The organism is Achromobacter colocynthidis, assembly GCF_057334535.1.
On record NZ_JBHFIZ010000038.1, the window covers coordinates 245643 to 263439 of the forward strand.

16 protein-coding genes and 1 pseudogene are annotated in these 17797 nt (G+C 66.2%); 10 read left to right on the forward strand and 7 right to left on the reverse strand.

What is annotated here, in order from left to right; genetic code table 11:
- Window positions 1-43 precede the first annotated feature (43 nt).
- Window positions 44-901 (forward strand): ABC transporter ATP-binding protein, encoded by an 858-nt coding sequence (locus ACE04A_RS25255; protein WP_259251005.1) that lies wholly within the window; start codon window positions 44-46, stop codon window positions 899-901.
- Window positions 902-983: 82 nt separating this feature from the next.
- On the forward strand, window positions 984-2252 hold the full coding sequence (locus tag ACE04A_RS25260) for a phenylacetate--CoA ligase family protein (RefSeq protein ID WP_485820653.1): 1269 nt from the start codon (window positions 984-986) through the stop codon (window positions 2250-2252).
- A gap of 67 nt (window positions 2253-2319) precedes the next feature.
- On the opposite strand, the gene ACE04A_RS25265 is transcribed toward ACE04A_RS25260, so the two are convergent.
- The 3 genes from ACE04A_RS25265 to ACE04A_RS25275 are packed head-to-tail and all read right to left on the reverse strand — an operon-like array spanning window position 2320 to window position 3504.
- Window positions 2320-2739 (reverse strand): DUF6691 family protein, encoded by a 420-nt coding sequence (locus tag ACE04A_RS25265; RefSeq protein ID WP_448718313.1) that lies wholly within the window; start codon window positions 2737-2739, stop codon window positions 2320-2322.
- A 1-nt stretch (window position 2740) separates the two neighbouring features.
- On the reverse strand, window positions 2741-3172 hold the full coding sequence (locus ACE04A_RS25270) for a YeeE/YedE family protein (RefSeq protein WP_485820654.1): 432 nt from the start codon (window positions 3170-3172) through the stop codon (window positions 2741-2743).
- Window positions 3169-3504 (reverse strand): ArsR/SmtB family transcription factor, encoded by a 336-nt coding sequence (locus ACE04A_RS25275; protein ID WP_448718312.1) that lies wholly within the window; start codon window positions 3502-3504, stop codon window positions 3169-3171. Before ACE04A_RS25275 ends, ACE04A_RS25270 begins: the two co-directional genes overlap by 4 nt.
- 101 nt (window positions 3505-3605) lie before the next feature.
- On the opposite strand from ACE04A_RS25275, the gene ACE04A_RS25280 reads away from it, so the two are divergent.
- The 4 genes from ACE04A_RS25280 to ACE04A_RS25295 all read left to right on the forward strand — a co-directional run bounded on the left by ACE04A_RS25280 (window position 3606) and on the right by ACE04A_RS25295 (window position 6963).
- Window positions 3606-4460: an MBL fold metallo-hydrolase gene (locus ACE04A_RS25280; protein WP_259251010.1), complete on the forward strand. Its 855-nt coding sequence runs from the start codon at window positions 3606-3608 to the stop codon at window positions 4458-4460.
- 85 nt (window positions 4461-4545) lie between these two features.
- Window positions 4546-6012 carry a polyphosphate:AMP phosphotransferase gene (pap, locus tag ACE04A_RS25285; protein WP_259251011.1) on the forward strand — a complete coding sequence of 489 codons (1467 nt, stop codon included), beginning with the start codon at window positions 4546-4548 and terminating at the stop codon, window positions 6010-6012.
- A 40-nt stretch (window positions 6013-6052) separates the two neighbouring features.
- Window positions 6053-6502, forward strand: coding sequence for a GNAT family N-acetyltransferase (locus ACE04A_RS25290; RefSeq protein ID WP_485820655.1), 450 nt, complete (start codon window positions 6053-6055; stop codon window positions 6500-6502).
- Complete coding sequence (locus ACE04A_RS25295) at window positions 6499-6963, forward strand: HIT family protein (RefSeq protein ID WP_259251014.1); 465 nt, start codon at window positions 6499-6501, stop codon at window positions 6961-6963. Before ACE04A_RS25290 ends, ACE04A_RS25295 begins: the two co-directional genes overlap by 4 nt.
- Before the next feature lie 86 nt (window positions 6964-7049).
- Here ACE04A_RS25295 and ACE04A_RS25300 read toward each other — a convergent pair.
- Window positions 7050-8214 (reverse strand): annotated as a pseudogene (locus ACE04A_RS25300) (glycosyltransferase).
- Entirely contained in the window at window positions 8214-8588 is a 375-nt protein-coding gene (locus tag ACE04A_RS25305; protein WP_448718309.1) for a hydrogenase, read from the reverse strand. The pseudogene ACE04A_RS25300 and the gene ACE04A_RS25305 overlap by 1 nt, the downstream one beginning before the upstream one ends.
- A gap of 390 nt (window positions 8589-8978) precedes the next feature.
- Between ACE04A_RS25305 and nhaA the strand changes: the two genes are divergently transcribed.
- The 4 genes from nhaA (at window position 8979) to ACE04A_RS25325 (ending at window position 14421) form a co-directional block, all read left to right on the forward strand.
- On the forward strand, window positions 8979-10208 hold the full coding sequence (gene nhaA, locus ACE04A_RS25310) for a Na+/H+ antiporter NhaA (RefSeq protein ID WP_448718308.1): 1230 nt from the start codon (window positions 8979-8981) through the stop codon (window positions 10206-10208).
- A 38-nt stretch (window positions 10209-10246) separates the two neighbouring features.
- Complete coding sequence (locus tag ACE04A_RS25315) at window positions 10247-11008, forward strand: uracil-DNA glycosylase (protein WP_485820656.1); 762 nt, start codon at window positions 10247-10249, stop codon at window positions 11006-11008.
- A gap of 278 nt (window positions 11009-11286) precedes the next feature.
- Complete coding sequence (locus tag ACE04A_RS25320; RefSeq protein ID WP_100853889.1) at window positions 11287-13083, forward strand: DEAD/DEAH box helicase; 1797 nt, start codon at window positions 11287-11289, stop codon at window positions 13081-13083.
- Between the two features lie 150 nt (window positions 13084-13233).
- Window positions 13234-14421, forward strand: coding sequence for a class I SAM-dependent methyltransferase (locus tag ACE04A_RS25325; protein WP_448718424.1), 1188 nt, complete (start codon window positions 13234-13236; stop codon window positions 14419-14421).
- A gap of 18 nt (window positions 14422-14439) precedes the next feature.
- Here the strand turns inward: ACE04A_RS25325 and ACE04A_RS25330 are convergent, their stop codons facing one another.
- Both ACE04A_RS25330 and ACE04A_RS25335 read right to left on the reverse strand, forming a co-directional pair.
- Entirely contained in the window at window positions 14440-15570 is a 1131-nt protein-coding gene (locus ACE04A_RS25330) for a tRNA nucleotidyltransferase/poly(A) polymerase-related protein (protein ID WP_448718423.1), read from the reverse strand.
- Entirely contained in the window at window positions 15570-17708 is a 2139-nt protein-coding gene (locus tag ACE04A_RS25335; RefSeq protein WP_485820657.1) for a lytic transglycosylase domain-containing protein, read from the reverse strand. The genes ACE04A_RS25330 and ACE04A_RS25335 overlap by 1 nt, the downstream gene beginning before the upstream one ends.
- Between the last annotated feature and the right edge of the window lie 89 nt (window positions 17709-17797).

Genomic DNA, 17797 nt, shown 5'->3' on the forward strand with positions numbered 1-17797 from the left:
GCCCTGGCGCCCCCCCCCCCCCCACCACGCCGCAGGAATCGTCATGACCGCTGCAACACACGCTGCAAACACCGCTGCCCCCAACGCCGCCGCCGCCCCCAACGTGCTGCTGGACGTGAACGGCATCGAGGTGATCTACAACCACGTGATCCTGGTGCTCAAGGGCGTGTCCCTGCAAGTGCCGGAAGGCAAGATCGTGGCCTTGCTGGGCGCCAACGGCGCGGGCAAGACCACGACGCTGCGCGCCGTTTCAAACCTGCTCAAGGGCGAACGCGGCGATGTCACCAAGGGCCATATCCAATACCGAGGCCAGCGCATCGAACGGCTGTCGCCCTCGGAACTGGTCAAGCGCGGTGTCGTGCAGGTGATGGAAGGCCGGCACTGCTTTGCCCACCTGACCATTGAAGAAAACCTGCTGACGGGCGCCTACACGCGCAACATGAACCGCGCCGACACCGCCGCGGCGCTGGAACGTGTGTACCAATACTTCCCGCGCCTGAAGCAGCGGCGCACCAGCCAGTCCGGCTACACCTCGGGCGGCGAACAGCAGATGACCGCCATCGGCCGCGCGCTGATGGCCAACCCCAACATGATCCTGCTGGACGAACCCTCTATGGGATTGGCGCCGCAGATCGTGGAAGAAATCTTCGAAATCGTGCGCGACCTGAACCAGCGCGAAGGCGTGAGCTTCTTGTTGGCGGAGCAGAACACCAACATTGCGCTGCGCTATGCCGACTACGGCTACATCCTGGAAAACGGGCGCGTGATGATGGACGGCGCCGCGCAGGACCTGGCCCAAAACGAGGACGTGAAGGAGTTCTACCTGGGTATTTCCAGTGGCGAACGCAAGAGCTTTCGCGAAAACAAGTTCTACCGCCGCCGCAAACGCTGGCTGGCCTGATCCCTGGAGCGGCCGCGCCGGCACACACGGCGCCGCCGCCGGCAACGACACCGCAGTACGGCACACGAGAGGGTGCGATCCCATGTCCGAGTTTTTCGATGTCCTGGAAACCCGAGCGCCCGAGCAACGCGAGCGCGAGCTGATGGCCGCCTTGCCCGCCGCGATTACCCGGGCGATAGCCCGCGCGCCGGCCATTGCCGAGCAACTGCGCGGCGTCGACCCCGCCACCATTACATCGCGCGAGGCGCTGGCGCGCCTGCCGGTCTTGCGCAAGCATGAACTGCTGGAACGCCAGCAGCACAGCCGCGACGACGCCGCCGCCCCCTCCGGCCCCGGCAAGACCTTCGGCGGCTTCTCGGCCATCGGCTGGGGCGAGGCGATGCGCGTCTTCCCCCCCCCCGGCCCCATCTATGAACCGGAAAGCGCGCGCGCCGACTACTGGCGTTTTGCCCGCGCTCTGTACGCAGCGGGATTTCGCGCCGGTGAGCTGGCCTACAACTGCTTTTCGTATCACTTCACGCCGGCCGGCTCCATGATGGAAACGGCGGCGCACGCCGTGGGCTGCACCGTGTTTCCGGGCGGCACCGGCCAAACCGAACAGCAGGTGCGCGCCATTCAGGACCTGGCGCCCAGCGGCTACACGGGCACGCCCAGCTTCCTGAAGATCATCCTGGAAAAGTCGGACGAACTGGGCGTGAAGCTGGATTCATTGCAGCGCGCACTGGTGTCGGGCGAAGCCTTCCCGCCGTCGCTGCGCGACTGGCTGGCGGCGCGCGGCATCGAGGGCTATCAAGCCTATGGCAGCGCCGACCTGGGCATGATCGCGTTCGAAACGCCCGCCCGCCAAGGGCTGGTGTTGGGCGAAGACATCATCGTGGAGATCGTGCGCCCCGGCACCGGCGAACCGGTGCCCGACGGCGAGGTCGGTGAAGTCGTCGTGACCACCTTGAACCCGGACTACCCGCTGGTGCGCTTCGGCACGGGCGACCTGTCGGCGGTCCTGCCCGGCATTTCGCCTTGCGGGCGCACCAACACGCGCATCAAGGGTTGGATGGGCCGGGCCGATCAAACCACCAAGGTGCGCGGCATGTTCGTGCACCCGTCGCAGGTGGCGGACGTGGCGCGCCGCCATCCGGAAATCTTGCGGGCGCGGCTGGTCATCAGCGGCAGCACCGGGTCGGACCGCATGGTGCTGAAAGTGGAATCGCGCGTGCGCGGCGACGATCTGTCCAAGCGCATCGCGGACTCGGTACGCGATGTGACCAAGCTGCGCGCGGACGTCGAATGGGTGGACGCCGACGGCCTGCCCAACGACGGCAAAGTCATCGACGACGTGCGTACCTACGAATAGGAGCGGCGCCGCCGCTTTACAGGCAGGAACAGCGCAGCCCTTCTGCAAGCCGGCGGGCCAGCTTGGCCTACCGGCTTCTGAACGCTTCAAGCGCGGAATAGATCGCCATGCCGACCAGCATGGCGGCCACGAAGATCGACGCCTGCGGCACGCCCGCCGCCGCGGCCACCAGCGCCGGCCCCGGGCAGAAGCCCGCCAAGCCCCAGCCTGCCCCAAACGCCAGACTGCCCAATGCCAGGCGCAGGTCGATGCGGGTAGCGGTAGGCCAGCGCAGCGGCTCACCCGTCAGGCTGGCGCGGCGACGGCGCAGCACGGCGAAGCCCACGGCTGTGATCAGCACCGCGCCCCCCATCACAAACGCCAAGGACGGGTCCCATGTACCCGCCAGGTCCAGAAAGCCCAGCACCTTGGCCGGGTTGGCCATGCCGGACACGATCAGGCCCAAGCCAAAGACCAGACCCGACGCGAAAGCGATCAGTGCAGTCATGTCATACCCCCATCAGATGCCGCGTGGCATAGACCATGGCAAAGCCCGCCGCCATGAAGAGCGCGGTGGCGGCCAGCGAGCGCGGCGATCCGCGCGACAGCCCGCACACGCCATGGCCGCTGGTGCAGCCCGACGCGTAGCGCGTGCCGATGCCCACCAGCAGGCCCGCCACGATCAGGCGCGGCGTGCCGGCCTCGACCACGATGGCGGGCGGCGCGCTGCCCAAGGTGTATAGCCAAGGGGCGGCACACAGCCCCAGCAGGAACGCCAGCCGCCACGCGCCGTCGCGTTGCGGCGGCAGCAGGCCGCCCAGGATGCCGCTGATACCGGCGACACGGCCCGCGCCCGCCATCAGCAGCACGACGGCGGCGCCGATCAGCAGGCCGCCAAGCGTGGCTGTGACAGGAGTGAAGGAAGACCAGTCCAGATTCATGTGAGTGACTCCATCGCGCGGCCGCAGTACAAACTGGATAGCGTTTTCATGACCTGGCTGACTTCGAAGCTGGCCATCCGGTAGTAGACGTACTTGCCCTCGCGGCGCGTGGACACCAGGCCTTCATCGCGCAACACACCCAGTTGCTGGGACAAGGTCGGCTGGCGGATGCCGGTCAGCGATTCCAGTTCACCCACGTTGCGTTCGTTCTGCACCAACTGGCACAGCAACAGCAAACGATCTTCGTTGGCCAGCGCCTTCAACAGCGTGCAGGCCTGGGCGGCGGATTCTCGCAAGGCGGCAAGCTCGCATTCGGTCAAGGAGGCGTTCATGGCGGTAGGCTGGAAATGAAAAAATCGAGCAATCATTATATTTACAGATAAACTATTCAGCAATATTATTTAAATACATAGATTGATATTCACGGGCCGCCATGAATCCACATATCCAAGCCTTTTTCGACGCCGTCACCGCCACCGTTACCTACGTGGTGCACGACGGCAGCGCCTGCGCCATCATCGATTCCGTGCTGGACTACGACCCGAAGTCCGGGCGCAGCGGCACCGCCAGCGCGGACCGGGTGGTGGACTACGTGCGGGAGCACGGGCTGGACACGCAATGGCTGCTGGAAACGCATGCCCACGCCGATCACCTGTCCGCCGCGCCCTATCTGCAGCGCAAGCTGGGCGGCGTCATCGCCATCGGGCAAAGCATCCGCACCGTGCAGGGGGTGTTCAAGCAGATCTTCAACCTGGAGCCCGAGTTCCAGCTTGACGGCTCGCAGTTCGGCCGCCTGTTCGCCGACGGCGAAACCTTCCAGATCGGCAAGCTTGAGGCCACCGCCATCCATGTGCCGGGCCACACGCCGGCCGACATGGCCTACCTGATCGGCGACGCAGCCTTTGTGGGCGACACGATGTTCATGCCCGACGTGGGCACCGCGCGCTGCGATTTCCCGGGCGGCAACGCGCACGAGCTTTATCGTTCGATCCAGCGCCTGCTGAGCCTGCCCGGCGATACCCGGCTCTTCATGTGCCACGACTATCCGCCCAATGGCCGCGACGCCAATTGGCAGACATCGGTGGCCGAGCAACGCAACGCCAATATCCATGTCCGCGACGGCATCAGCGAAGACGACTTTGTCGCCATGCGCACGCGGCGCGACGCCACGCTGTCCATGCCGACGCTGATTCTTCCCGCCATCCAGGTGAACATCCGCGCGGGCCATTTCCCGCCGCCCGAAGACAACGGCGTGCGCTACCTGAAGATTCCGGTCGACAGCTTGTAGGCCCCCACGGGGCGCGTTCCGTACTTGCGCGGCGCGGGCGAATCCCTCAAGATCGGCCGTTTCCCAGCCGACCAGGCAGATCCCCATGTTCGCAGAAGCCGAAGCCGACCCCAGCCTGTCCAAGGACGAGTTCAAATCGTTGGAGACGCGGCTGCGCGTCGCCCTGCTCAATGCGCAATACCAGCGCCTGGAAAAGGCGGACAAGACGCTGCTGGTGGTGGTGGCGGGCATCGACGGCGCCGGCAAAGGCGCCACGATCAATCTGCTGAACGAATGGATGGACCCGCGCCACATCAAGACCCTGGCGTATGGCCCGCCCGAAGGCGAAGAGCTGGAACGTCCGCCGTTCTGGCGCTATTGGAAAGACCTGCCGCCCAAGGGCAGCACCGGCATCGTGTTTGGGTCCTGGTATGCGCCGCTGGTGATCGAGGCGGCCCGCAAGAAGCCCAACCAGGAGTACATCGACGCGCATGCCGCCGCCATCCGCCACTTTGAGGCCATGCTGGCCATGGAGGGCGTGCAGATCGTCAAGCTGTGGTTCCACCTGTCGGCCGAGGCCCAGCATGAACGCGCGCAGCGTCTGCTGGCCAGCCCCGAAACCTCGTGGCAGGTCAGCCCGGTGGATTTGAAGGTCTACAAAAAATACGACCGCGTGCGCAACGCCGGCCAGGTGGTGCTGAACCACACGGACAGCGGGCATGCGCCCTGGGTCGTCATCCCCAGCGCCGACGAGAACATGCGTTCGGCGCGTACGGCCGAGGCCGTGCTGGCGGCCATGCGCCAGCGCAGCGTGCCGCGCATCCCGCAATCGTTTCTGGCGCATTCCCGCCCCGCCCGCATCGTCGACCGCCTGGGCAAGCTGGATTACGACGCCAAGATCGACAAGGACGACTACGAATCCGAGCTTGGCCTGTTGCAAGGCCGGCTGGCGCGCGCGGCACGGTCCCAGAAATTCCTGGATCGTTCGCTGGTGCTGGTCTTCGAAGGCCAGGACGCCGCCGGCAAGGGCGGCGCCATCCGGCGCGTGACGCACGCGCTGGACGCCCGCCAGTTCGACATCACGCCCGTTTCCGCGCCCAACAGCTACGAGCTGTCGCGCCCCTACCTGTGGCGCTTCTGGCGTCACCTGCCGCGCCACGGCCGCATCGCCATCTTTGACCGGTCCTGGTATGGCCGCGTGCTGGTCGAGCGCGTGGAAAAGCTGACCGCGCCCGCGCAGTGGCGGCGCGCCTATGGCGAGATCAACGACTTCGAGGAACAACTGGTGGCAAGCGGCGCGATCGTGCTGAAGTTCTGGCTGGCGGTGACGGCCGACGTGCAGCTTGAACGCTTCAAGGAACGCGAAAAATCGCCCTTCAAGAACTTCAAGATCACGCCTGATGACTGGCGCAATCGCGAAAAATGGAAGGACTATGCGGCCGCCGCCAACGAGATGCTGGCGCGCACGGACATCGGCCATGCGCCTTGGCATCTGGTGTCGGCCAACGACAAGCGGTACGCTCGTGTGCAGGTGCTGCGACACATCGTCCAAGCCTTGGAAGACCAGCTCTGAACCCGAACCCGAATCCAAATCCGCCAGGAGATCCCGCGCAATGAGCACCCTTGAAATCCGCCCTGTCGTGGCCCCCGCCTTTGACGTCTGGCTGCCGTTGTGGAAGGGCTACCAGGAGTTCTACCGCGTCAACATCGATGACGCCATAACCCGCAACACCTGGGCGCGCCTGCTGGACCAGGCCGAACCCATGCATGCCGCGCTGGCCTACAGCGGTGGCCGCGCCATCGGCATGGTGCACTGGATTTTTCATCGGTCCACCTGGACGGCGGGCGACTACTGCTACCTGCAAGACCTGTACGTGGACGCGGATGTGCGCGGCACCGGCGCGGGCCGCGCGCTGATCGAACACGTCTACGCCGAAGCCGCCGCCGCGAACGCTTCGCGGGTGTACTGGCTGACTCACGAAACCAACGCGTCCGCGATGCAGTTGTACGACCGCATCGCCGACCGCTCCGGCTTCATCCAGTACCGCAAGGTGATGGCATGAGCGCTCGCGACCCGAACTGTCCGCTATGCCTGGAGGACGGCGGCTCGCTACTGTGGCGCGGGCCGCACCTGCGCGTCATCGAGGTCAACGACGCGGACTATCCGGGTTTTACCCGCGTGATCTGGAACGGTCATCTGGCCGAAATGACCAGCCTGTCCACGCATGGCCGCGACCTGCTCATGCGCGCGGTGTACGCGGTGGAAGAGGCGCAGCAGTCGGTGCTGGCGCCTGACAAGATCAATCTGGCGTCGCTGGGCAACATGGTGCCCCACTTGCACTGGCATGTGATTCCGCGGTGGCGCGGCGACCGCCACTTTCCGGACCCGATCTGGGCCGCGCCGCGTATCGCCGCCGGCGCGGAGCCTGCGGAATGGACCGATCGCCAGGCGCGCACGCAGGCCCTGCTGCCGCGCTACCGCAATCGCGTGGTCGAAAGCATGAACGCGCTGCTCATGCATTGAGTGTTGGGCCGGGCGGCGGGCCTTGGTAAACCGGTTCGGTCCGTTCTGCCCATTCGGCCCGCTACGCCCATACGCCCATTACGTACCTACGCTGACCGCGCCTCGCGGCTCGGGCGTCCTCGTTCAGCCAGCCACGACGTATAAGCGTGCTCGACCTGCCCCGCGATGCGCTCGGCGGAAAACAATCCTTCGCCGCGGATGCGTTCCCGGCCCGCGTCGCCCATCTGGCGCCGCAAGACCGGGTCATCCAGCAGCGATGCCAGCGCCGCCGCCAACGCGGCGGGATCGCGCGGCGGTACCAGCAGGCCGGTCACGCCAGCTTGCATGGTTTCAGGAACGCCGCCCACGTCGGTACCAATGACGGGCAAGCCCATGGCCGCGGCCTCGATGAACACGGTGCCCAAGGCCTCGCGGTGTGTCGCCAGCGCAAAAACGTCAAACGCCATCAACACATTGCCGATGTCGTGGCGCCGACCGGTGAAATGCACCCGCTGCGCCAGGCCCAGCGCCGCCACCTTGGCCTGTAGTTGCTCGAAGAGCGGCATGCCGTCGCCCACCAGCACCAGGTGCGCGGTCGGAAAGCGGGCGGAAATCTGTTCGAACGCGTCGATCAGGTCGCCATGGCCCTTTTCGGCGCGCATGACGGCCACGCAACCCACCACCAGCGCATCTTGCGGCAAGCCCAGTTCCTGCCTCAGGCTTACGCCTTCGCGCACCTGCGGCAGCACCACCGGCGAATGGATCGTCGCAACGGATTCCGGCCGCGCGCCGCCATCCAGCAATTGCTTGCGCACATACCGGCTGACGGCGATGACGCGATGCGCCAGCCAGGTATAGGCATAGAGCGAATTGATGGGCTTGGCCAGATGCCGCGTGCGCACGATCAGCGGCGTACCCGCCAGCCGCGCGCCCAGCGCCGCCAGCACGGTGTCGCGGCGGCTGTGCGTGTTGAGGACATCGAAGCGCTCGCGCCGCAACAAGCGGCCCCACGAACGCCACGCCACGCAGGAAATTGCCGGGGCCGTCCATCACGATGCGGTGCACCGTGAACCCCGCCTCGCTCAGTCGGTCACCCAGTTCCGCGCCGGGCTGGCAGACCAGTTCCAGATGGTGGCCACGGTCGCGCATCGCGACCATCTCCTTGTAGATGCAGAACTCCTGCCCACCGAACGAGGTGGCAGCCTCCGTATGCAGGATGCGCAAACGGGCGCCGGCATTGCCGGTCGGCGAATCAAAGACAGGTGGGGTCATCAGAGCGTGGGTTTCCCGGGCGAGTCGGAATTATTCCATGCGCGGTCACGGGCCAAGAGATAGGCCTCCAGATAGGCCACGTCGTCGTGCTCAAGCGGTGAAACGCCATGCGTGCGGCAGTCATCGGCGCACTCGGACGCCGCCAGCCTCTGCTCGGCCCACACCTGGATTCGGCCGGTGCAAGACAAATCAAAGCGCGCGCCCTCACGCCGCCACGTCAACAGGCGCATGCTGGGCGTCAGGCGCAGCACTTCGTACGTGCCGTGCGAGGCGGATACGGGCGGAGGCGTCAGCGCGCTACCGATGTCCACTAGGCGGCGGACGCTGGAGTCTGCTGGCTGGTACATCAACACAGAAAGAGGATTAAGCGGCATGGGAGGCTAGCGAAGGTTGCCAGCCGGCTGATGCTGGCCAGGATCGGGTCAAGATGTTCAAGAAAAATCTGGATCTAGAAATTAATTGACACTTTTATTACAAACAGACGCACGACGGATCGGAATTTAGTTGAAATCCGGCAAGATGTCATCCGTACCGACCGCAGGTAAAGGCCTCAAGACGTGCCGCCCATCGCACCGACGCTTCCGCCCCCGTTGCACGCCGTTTACTCAGAAATTCCTGAGAAAGAATGGAATTTCGCCGACGTTGGCATACAGTTGCTCCGCTTTTACCAAGCCCGCGCCGCCGTGCGCGCGCCTGCCTGACAGGCTATTCAGGTAAAATTCAGCACAATTTCCGATGTTAACAAATCACACAAAGGACGCCCATTGACCCAGCAGGCCACGCCCCACCGCCCCGTTTCCTTCCTCCAGGCGTTCCTGCGTTCAGAAGCGTTGGGCGGTTATGTGCTCATGGCCGCCGCACTGGTCGCCTTGATCATCGCCAATAGCCCGGCCGCACCCGTTTACTTCGATGTGCTGGGGACCAAGCTAGGCTTCGAAGCCGGCCCCGTCGTGCTCAAGGAAACGGTGCTGCATTGGATCAATGACGGCCTGATGGCGGTGTTTTTCCTGTTGGTGGGCCTGGAGATCAAGCGCGAGGTCATGGACGGCCAACTGCGTGGCGTCGGCCGCATCGTGCTGCCGGGCGTTGCCGCCATCGGCGGCATGGCCGTGCCTGCGCTGATCTATGTGCTGATCAACCTGGGCAGCCCCGAGACCCTGCGCGGCTGGGCCATTCCCGCCGCGACCGACATCGCGTTCGCGCTGGGCATCCTGGCCCTGCTGGGCAGCCGCGTTCCGACGTCGCTGAAAATCTTCCTGACCGCGCTGGCCATCCTGGACGACCTGGGCGCCATCGTCATCATCGCCTTGTTCTATACGTCCGAATTGCAGGTGTTCGCGCTGGGCATGGCGGGCGCGCTGCTGGCCTGCCTGTTCTGCCTGAACCGCGCCGGCGTGCTGCGCCTGACGCCTTACCTGCTGATCGGCGCCGTGCTCTGGTATTTCGTGCTGAAGTCCGGCGTGCATGCCACCTTGGCCGGCGTCGCGCTGGCGCTGACCATCCCGCTGCGGCCGCGCAACCAAGGCAAGCCCGAAGCGCATTCCCCCCTGCATGACCTGGAGCACGTCCTGCACAAGCCCGTGGCGCTGCTGATCGTGCCGATCTTCGGATTCGCCAACGCGGGCGTGTCGTTCGCGGGCATGGGCTTGTCCAGCTTGGCGCAACCCGTGCCCATGGGCGTGGCGCTGGGCCTGTTCCTGGGCAAGCAGTTGGGCGTGTTCGGCTTCGCCTGGCTGGCCATCAAGAGCGGCATCGCCAGCCTGCCGCGCCATGCCACGATGAAGCAGGTGTACGGCGTGTCGATGCTTTGCGGCATCGGTTTCACCATGAGCCTCTTCATTGGCGCCCTGGCCTTCACCGATGCCGCCACCGTCGACGCCACCAAGATCGGCGTGCTGACCGGCTCATTGCTTTCCGCCGTGCTGGGCTTCCTGCTGCTGCGCATGAGTGGTGCGCCGGCAGCGGAAATTGCCGCGACCGAGGCCGCGCGTTAAGGCCCGAGGCTGGTGCGCGCTATGCCAAAATCGCGCCCATGCCGATTGATAACCGCCTGACTCCCCACGCCCTTGCCGCCCAGACGGCTGAACTTCCCGCCGCCTGGGCTGCGGCTTTCACGCCGCGCGCCGTGGCCGACGCACTGGCATCCGCCACCGCTCACGTGGAAAAGCGCCTTGCCGACGGCGCGGTCGTGTACCCCGCCCCGCCGTTTCGCGCCCTGCACGGCCTGGCGCCATCGGATGTGCGCGTGGTGATCCTGGGGCAAGACCCCTACCACGGCCCCGGCCAAGCCCAAGGCTTGGCATTCTCGGTGCCCGACGACTGCAAGCGCCCGCCCAGCCTGCGCAACATCTTCAACGAAATCGCGCAGGAATACCCGGGCACCGCCCTCCCCGCCGGCAACGACCTCAGCCCCTGGGCGGAACAGGGGGTGTTGCTCTTGAACACCTGCCTGACGGTGGAAGACGGCCAGCCCGCCTCGCACGCCAAGCGCGGCTGGGAAACGGTGACCGATGCGCTGATCTCATTGGTTGCGCGCGACCCCGCGCCCAAGGTGTTCATGCTGTGGGGCGCGCACGCCCAGGCCAAGCGTTTGTTGCTGCCGGACAACAATGGCCACCTGGTGTTGATGTCCAACCACCCCTCGCCGCTGTCCGCCCGCAGGCCGCCCGTGCCTTTCCTGGGCTGCGGGCACTTCCAGATGACCAATGCATGGCTGGTGAACCAAGGGAAAAACCCTATTGATTGGGGACTGGACAAAAAAGTAATTCCCTTGCAAGGCGAATTCGGGTTATGATCGCCGCACTGCACAAAACGAGTTCGGCATTTACCGCTTTGATTTAGCGGCATTTTTTGCAGTCCGCCGGGCCACCTAGCCCGGGCCCCATGCCGAACTATCATCGATTCCTGACCTCCTTTCCTTTCGCCCTGCGTTCCAATCTGTACAAGAGAACGCGCCACGCGCACGGTTGATTCGGTCGGCACGATGCTCCATCAACCGTCGCCTGGATCCGGCCGCCTAATCCCCTGGCCCGACCAAGCACTGCGTCGCATTGTCTGCGGCAAGGGAAAGTAATGTCTTTCGAAAACCTGGGTCTTGCACCCGCTCTGTTGTCGGCCGTTCAAGAAGCTGGCTTCAATACCCCCACCTCGGTCCAAGCTGCCGCCATTCCGCAAGCGCTGGCCGGCCACGACCTGATGGTGTCCTCGCAAACGGGTAGCGGCAAAACCGCCGCCTTCATGCTGCCGGCCCTGCACCGTATTGCCCAGATGCCCGCCAACAAGGGCGTCGGCGTGCAAGTGCTGGTGCTGACCCCGACCCGCGAACTGGCCCTGCAAGTCACCGAAGCCACGGCCACCTACGGCCGCAAGCTGGCTGACCTGCGCACCGCCACCGTCGTCGGCGGCATGCCCTACGGCGCCCAATTGAAGGCCCTGTCGCGTCGCGTTGACGTGCTGGTCGCCACCCCCGGCCGCCTGATCGATCACCTGCAATCGGGTCGCGTCAAGCTGAACACCGTGCACACGCTGGTGCTGGACGAAGCCGACCGCATGCTGGACATGGGCTTCATTGAAGACATCGAAACCATCGTCAGCCGCCTGCCGGAAGACCGCCAGACGCTGCTGTTCTCGGCCACGCTGGACGGCACGATTGCCAAGCTGGCCGCGAAGATGATGCGCGACCCGCAGCGTATCGAGATGGCCGGCGCCAAGGAAAAGCACACCAACATCACGCAAAGCCTGCTGTACGCGGACGACGCCGGCCACAAGATGCAGTTGCTGGATCACGTGCTGCGCGACGCCAAGCTGGATCAAGCCATCGTCTTCACGTCCACCAAGCGTGGCGCTGACGATCTGGCCGATCGCCTGGCCGACCAAGGCTTTGCCGCCGCTGCCCTGCACGGCGACATGAACCAGCGCCAGCGCACCCGTACGCTGTCGCAACTGCAACGCGGCCAACTGCGCATTCTGGTTGCCACCGACGTTGCCGCCCGCGGCATCGACGTGCAAGGCATCAGCCACGCCGTCAACTTCGACCTGCCGATGCAAGCCGAAGACTACGTGCACCGTATCGGCCGTACCGGCCGCGCCGGTCGCAGCGGCCTGGCGTTCACGCTGGCCACGCACTCCGAGCGCCACAAGGTTCGCCGTATCGAGCACTACATCGGCCAAACGATTACGCCGGAAACCATCGCCGGTCTGGAACCCAAGCGCACGCCGCGTCCGTCGGCCGGCGGCAGCGGCGCCCCGCGTGGCGGCAAGCCGTTCGGCAAGCGTCCTGGTGGTTTCGGTGGTTCGCGCCATGAAGGCGGCGGCTACCAAGGCAACCGCGAAGGCCGTTCGTTTGGCGGCCCGCGTGAAGGCGCCGCTCCCCGTGGCGAATTCAAGCCGCGTGAAGGTGGTTACCAAGGCAACCGCGACAGCGCCCCGCGCGAAGGCGGCTACCAAGGCAATCGCCCCTTCGGCGACCGTCCGGCCCGTTCGTTCAGCGATCGTCCCAGCTTCGGTGATCGTCCCCAACGCGAAGGCGGCTACCAGGGCAATCGCCCGTTCGGCGACCGTCCCCCGCGTGAAGGCGGCTTCCGTGGTGGTGACCGTGATGCCCGTCCGAGCTTCGGCGGCGACCGTCCCAGCTTTGGCGACCGCCCCCAGCGCGATGCCCGCCCGTTCAGCGAGCGTGCTCCCCGTGAAGGCGGTTTCCGCGGCGCTGACCGTGACGCCCGCCCCAGCTTCGGCGATCGTCCCGCTCGTGAAGGCGGCTTCCGTGGCGGCGACCGTCCGGAAGGCGGCTTCCGCGCCAAGCCCTCGTTTGACAAGCGCCCCGGCGGCCCCGCCAAGCGCTTTGCCAAGCCGGCTGATCGCCGCGGCTAATTTGCCCGCTTGATCGCTTGATCCCCACCAAACCCCGCGCCTGTCGCGGGGTTTGTTTTTGGGGCGGCCCCAAACTGAAGCGCCCAACAACGCCCAGCGTCGCCGTTCTTTTTTTGGGAAAATGCGCCCATGACCACGCCTTCCTCGACCATGCAACGCCCCGCGCCCGCCAACCTTCCCCCGCTATCGCCCGCCGCCCAGGCGCACAGCGACGCCACCGCCGCGCATTTGCGCAAGACGATCACCGCCAATGGCGGCTGGTTGCCGTTCGATCACTGGATGGCGGAGGCGCTGTACGCCCCCGGGCTGGGCTACTACGCGGCCGGCAACGTCAAGCTGGCCGATGCGGACGACGGCGCCAAGACGCCTGCCGGCGACTTCGTCACCGCGCCGCAACTGACTCCGCTGTTCGCCCGCACCATCGCCCGCCAGGCGGCCCAGGTGCTGCGCCAAACCCAAACGCAAGCGGTGCTGGAATTTGGCGCGGGGACCGGCGCACTGGCTGAAGGCGTGCTGCACGAGCTGGACGCGCTGGGGCTGGACCAGACGCAATACCTGATCCTGGAAGTGTCGGCCGACCTGCGCGCGCGTCAGGCCGAAAGGCTGGCGTCGTTCGGCAACCGCGTGCAATGGCTGGATTCACTGCCCAACGCGTTCGCGGGCTGCGTGCTGGCCAACGAGGTGCTGGACGCCATGCCCGTTTCCCTGTTTTGCTGGAGCGAGGACGGCGCCGTGCTGGAGCGCGGCGTGGCGCTGGACACGCAGCAGGGCTTTGTCTGGAGCGACCGGCCCGCGCCGGCCGCACTGGCGCAGGCCGTGGCGGCGCGCATGCCGGCGTTGCCCGGCTACGTGTCCGAAATCAATCTGCAGGGGGAAGCCTGGATTGCCGCCATGGGCAGTTGGCTGGAGCGCGGCGCGGCGCTGCTGGTGGATTACGGTTTTCCGCGCAGCGAGTTCTACCATCCGCAACGCGCGGGCGGTACGCTCATGTGCCATCTGCGCCATCACGCGCATGGCGACCCCTTCACCGCGCCGGGGTTGCAGGACATCACCGCGCACGTGGATTTCACGGCCATGGCGGATGCGGCGCTAGAGGCCGGTTTGCAGGTGTTGGGTTACACGTCGCAGGCGCGCTTTCTGATGAACGCCGGGCTGATGGATCTGCTGGCGCAACTGGACCCCTCGGATGCGCAGCAATACGCGCAGGCGGTCGCGCCAGTGCAAAAGCTGCTGTCCGAAGCCGAAATGGGCGAACTTTTCAAGGTGCTGGCCGTGGGCCGGGGCATGACGGAACCGCTGGCCGGGTTCTCGCGCGGCGACCGCCTGGGCAAGCTGTAGCCGCCGTAGCCGCCGGCCTCAGCCCGCGCGCAGCCTATCCAGCCGCGCGCGCCGGACGCTGTCCTTGATGCGGGCCGGGTCGCCCGCGCAGGCCTTGGCGATGGCGCCGGCATCCACGCCGCGCACGGCGTCCACTCGCGACTGCCAGACGGCCATGTCCACGGGCCGCAAGATCGACGCCGTCTTCAACAGATCAAAAAACCGGTCGGGCTTGCGCAGTGCATCGGCGCGCTCCATCAGCGCCAACTGCGCTTCCGTGGACGCGTCACTGGCCATGACCGCGCCCGTATCACTTTCCACCGCATCCAGGCCCGCAAGCACCTCCGGCAGCAGACGTGCGTAGTCGTTGCATTCGGTGGGGACGCGCATGCGCCGACCCAGCGCCTCGCGCTCCGGCGTCAAACGGCACAGCAAGGCGTAGCGCCCCGCCAGCGACAAGCCCTGCTCCGCCGCCCGGTCCACGTTGGCGCCGGCTTCCTTGACCCCTTGCAGTTCGGGCATCACACGGGCCAGCGCGCCGGAATCTTGCAGCACGTCCAGCATGCGCGACGGCTTCTTCGCCATGAGGCCGCGCGACAGTTCTTTCCAGACGCGCTCGGCCACCAGCGCGTCGGCCTCGCCTTCCTGGACCATGCGCTGGCAAAGCGCCAGGGTTTCGGGCGCCACCGTGAAATCATCGAAGCGCGCCGCGAAGCGGCCCAGGCGCAGGATACGGACGGGGTCTTCCTGAAACGCTTCCCCCACATGGCGAAACACACGGGCGCGCACATCGGCCGCGCCGTCCAGCGGGTCGACCAATTCGCCGTCTTGCGTCTGGGCGATGGCGTTGACGGTCAGGTCGCGGCGGCGCAGGTCTTCCTCCAGCGTCACGTCGGCGCCGGTATAGAAGGTAAAGCCCTTGTAGCCCCGGCCGGACTTGCGTTCGGTGCGCGCCAGCGCGTATTCCTCTTTGGTGCGCGGGTGCAGGAACACGGGAAAATCGCCGCCAACGGGAATGAACCCACGGCGGACCATGTCTTCAGGCGTGGCGCCCACCACGACCCAGTCATGGTCGCCGGGCCGCAGGCCCAGCAGCGCATCACGCACCGCGCCGCCCACGATATACACCTGCAAGCCGTCGATGGCCGGGTCTTGCGTCGGGTCCTGCATCATCGGGCCGCGGTACTCTCGGCGCCCAGCGGCGTGATGCTGCCCAGACGCTCTTTCAGGGACTGCGACTGGCCGCTGAACATCGCCGCGTAGTACACCGCGTTGGACATCACGTTCTTCACGTAGGTACGGGTTTCGTTGAACGGGATGGTCTCGGCAAAGATGGCGCCTTCAATGGGATGCGAGAAGGTCGCGCGCCAATTTTGCGGACGCCGGGGCCCCGCGTTGTAGCCGGCGCTGGCCATCATCTGCGACCCATCCAGGTCGCGCAGCACCATGTTCAGGTAGTTGGTGCCCAGGACGGTATTGGTGTCGAAATCGTTCACGCTGGACGGCGTGAAATCCGTCATGCCGATCTTGCCCGCCACCCACTTGGCCGTGGCCGGCATCAACTGCATCAGGCCGGACGCACCCACGTGCGACCGCGCATCCATGATGAAACGCGATTCCTGGCGGATCAGGCCATAGACCCAAGCCGGGTCCAATGCGATGGCGTTGGCCTTGGCCGTGACGCGGCCTTCAAACGGCGCGATGAAGCGCTGGGTGAAGTCGAACTCTTTTTCCGTGCGGTCGGACGTGTTGACCACGCGGTCGTAGATGTTCTCGGCGCGGGCCAGTTCGGCGGCGGCCATCAGTTGGCGGTCGCTCAAGCCGCGCAGCGTGAAGTTCCATTCGGGCACCGCCTCGCCTCGCCAGCCCAGGCGGAACAATTGCACGGCCCGCTGCAAGCCGGGGTTGGCGCGCGCTTCGGCGATTTCGCTGTCGGTGATGGGCGCCGGGCGCGGCGGCACGTTGATGCGCCGGCCCAACTCTTCAGACGACAACTGGCCGTAGAAATCGAAGCGGTCGGCAATGCTGGCGTACAGGGCGTTGGCGTCATCCTTGCGGCCGGTGGCCGCCAGCCCGCGCGCCTTCCAGTACACCCACGACGGGTCGTTGCGCTGCGACGCCGGCATCTCGTCGATCGAGGCAATCACCCACTTCCAGTCAATCTTCGGCTGACGCAGCGCGGCGCGCACCTTCCAGCCGGCGTTGTATTCCGTCATGCGGATGTGGCCGGCCTCGTGGTACCAATCGTCGGCGCGGCTATCCATCCGCAGCGCGGCGACCAGCGCATATTGCCCGCGCACCCAGGCCAGATTCGGCTTGGACATGGACTTGGCCCATTCGCGGCGCAGGTAGGAATCGGCCACGCTGACGTCCGAACGCGCCAAGCGGGCCAGCGCGATCGTCACGAGCTCTTTCTCGTTGCGGCCCACCGGCATGCGGTCTTGGCGGGTCAGCCACTTCATCGGGTCCTTCATGAGGACGTCGTAGGTTTTCAGATCGCGCGGCTCGAACATGTATTGCACAAGCTTGCGCGCGTCGGACGTCTTGTCGGCCTCGATGGCATCGCGCAACTGCGGTTCCAACTGTTCCCACCCCAGCACGCCGTCCGCCACCAGTTGGTCGTACAGCGCCCAGCAGGCGCTGCCCGGCGCGAACACCGACATCGCCTGCTCGGCGGTGGCGCGCTGGCCGCTCATGTGCTTGGCGTCAAGGATGGCGCATTCGATCTGGGCGTTGCTGTTCTTCACGGGCGCCAGCTTGCGCACGGTGTCGAAGTCGCCGCTGCGGGCGGCGGCCAGCAGCCAGTCGCCGCGCAGGCGGTCAGCCAGATAGGCGTCGCCGTTGCTGCTGATGAAGCGTTGCAGGTCGGCGGTGGGCCGGGCGCTGGCGGGCACCGTCCAGAGTTGATAGCGCAGCAGCCAGTATTCGGGGTACATGCCCAGGATGTCGGGCTTGGCCTGCGGCACCAGCGCGCCCAGGATGGACCATTGCTTGCGCGTCATGGCCTCGCGCGCGGCAACCACGGCGGTCAGCGCGGGCGTATCGGCGGTGGGCGGCAGGCCGGCCAGCACGGCCGGCGGCACGGCAATGACGGGTTGGGCGGGTTGGGACGTTTGGGCGGCGGTTTGGGCTTGCGCGCTGATGGCGGCGTTGCGCTGCTGGGCATCAACCGGCGCACAGGCGGCGGTGAACAGCGCCAGCAAGGGCAACCAGCGGCGCAGCCCAGCGCGGGGGTCCGGCGCGAACGCGCCTTGCGGGGATTTCCGGCGAGTTTTCTGATACCGTCCAGATTGCTGCGCTTGTGTCATGCCGCGTCCCTCATTTACCGTCATACCCAGGCCTTGCCGCACGCCTGTATGCACATCGGCACGCTGCTTTGCAGGGCGCCTTGCACGCC

Coding starts and splice junctions, on each gene's coding strand:
- ACE04A_RS25255 (WP_259251005.1), top strand. CDS start 44: ATGACCGCTGCAACACACGCTGCAAACACCGCTGCCCCCAACGCCGCC.
- ACE04A_RS25260 (WP_485820653.1), top strand. CDS start 984: ATGTCCGAGTTTTTCGATGTCCTGGAAACCCGAGCGCCCGAGCAACGC.
- ACE04A_RS25290 (WP_485820655.1), top strand. CDS start 6,053: ATGAGCACCCTTGAAATCCGCCCTGTCGTGGCCCCCGCCTTTGACGTC.
- ACE04A_RS25295 (WP_259251014.1), top strand. CDS start 6,499: ATGAGCGCTCGCGACCCGAACTGTCCGCTATGCCTGGAGGACGGCGGC.
- ACE04A_RS25325 (WP_448718424.1), top strand. CDS start 13,234: ATGCAACGCCCCGCGCCCGCCAACCTTCCCCCGCTATCGCCCGCCGCC.
- ACE04A_RS25270 (WP_485820654.1), bottom strand. CDS start 3,172: ATGAATCTGGACTGGTCTTCCTTCACTCCTGTCACAGCCACGCTTGGC.
- ACE04A_RS25335 (WP_485820657.1), bottom strand. CDS start 17,708: ATGACACAAGCGCAGCAATCTGGACGGTATCAGAAAACTCGCCGGAAA.
- ACE04A_RS25280 (WP_259251010.1), top strand. CDS start 3,606: ATGAATCCACATATCCAAGCCTTTTTCGACGCCGTCACCGCCACCGTT.
- ACE04A_RS25305 (WP_448718309.1), bottom strand. CDS start 8,588: ATGCCGCTTAATCCTCTTTCTGTGTTGATGTACCAGCCAGCAGACTCC.
- pap (WP_259251011.1), top strand. CDS start 4,546: ATGTTCGCAGAAGCCGAAGCCGACCCCAGCCTGTCCAAGGACGAGTTC.
- ACE04A_RS25315 (WP_485820656.1), top strand. CDS start 10,247: ATGCCGATTGATAACCGCCTGACTCCCCACGCCCTTGCCGCCCAGACG.
- ACE04A_RS25275 (WP_448718312.1), bottom strand. CDS start 3,504: ATGAACGCCTCCTTGACCGAATGCGAGCTTGCCGCCTTGCGAGAATCC.
- ACE04A_RS25330 (WP_448718423.1), bottom strand. CDS start 15,570: ATGCAGGACCCGACGCAAGACCCGGCCATCGACGGCTTGCAGGTGTAT.
- ACE04A_RS25265 (WP_448718313.1), bottom strand. CDS start 2,739: ATGACTGCACTGATCGCTTTCGCGTCGGGTCTGGTCTTTGGCTTGGGC.
- ACE04A_RS25320 (WP_100853889.1), top strand. CDS start 11,287: ATGTCTTTCGAAAACCTGGGTCTTGCACCCGCTCTGTTGTCGGCCGTT.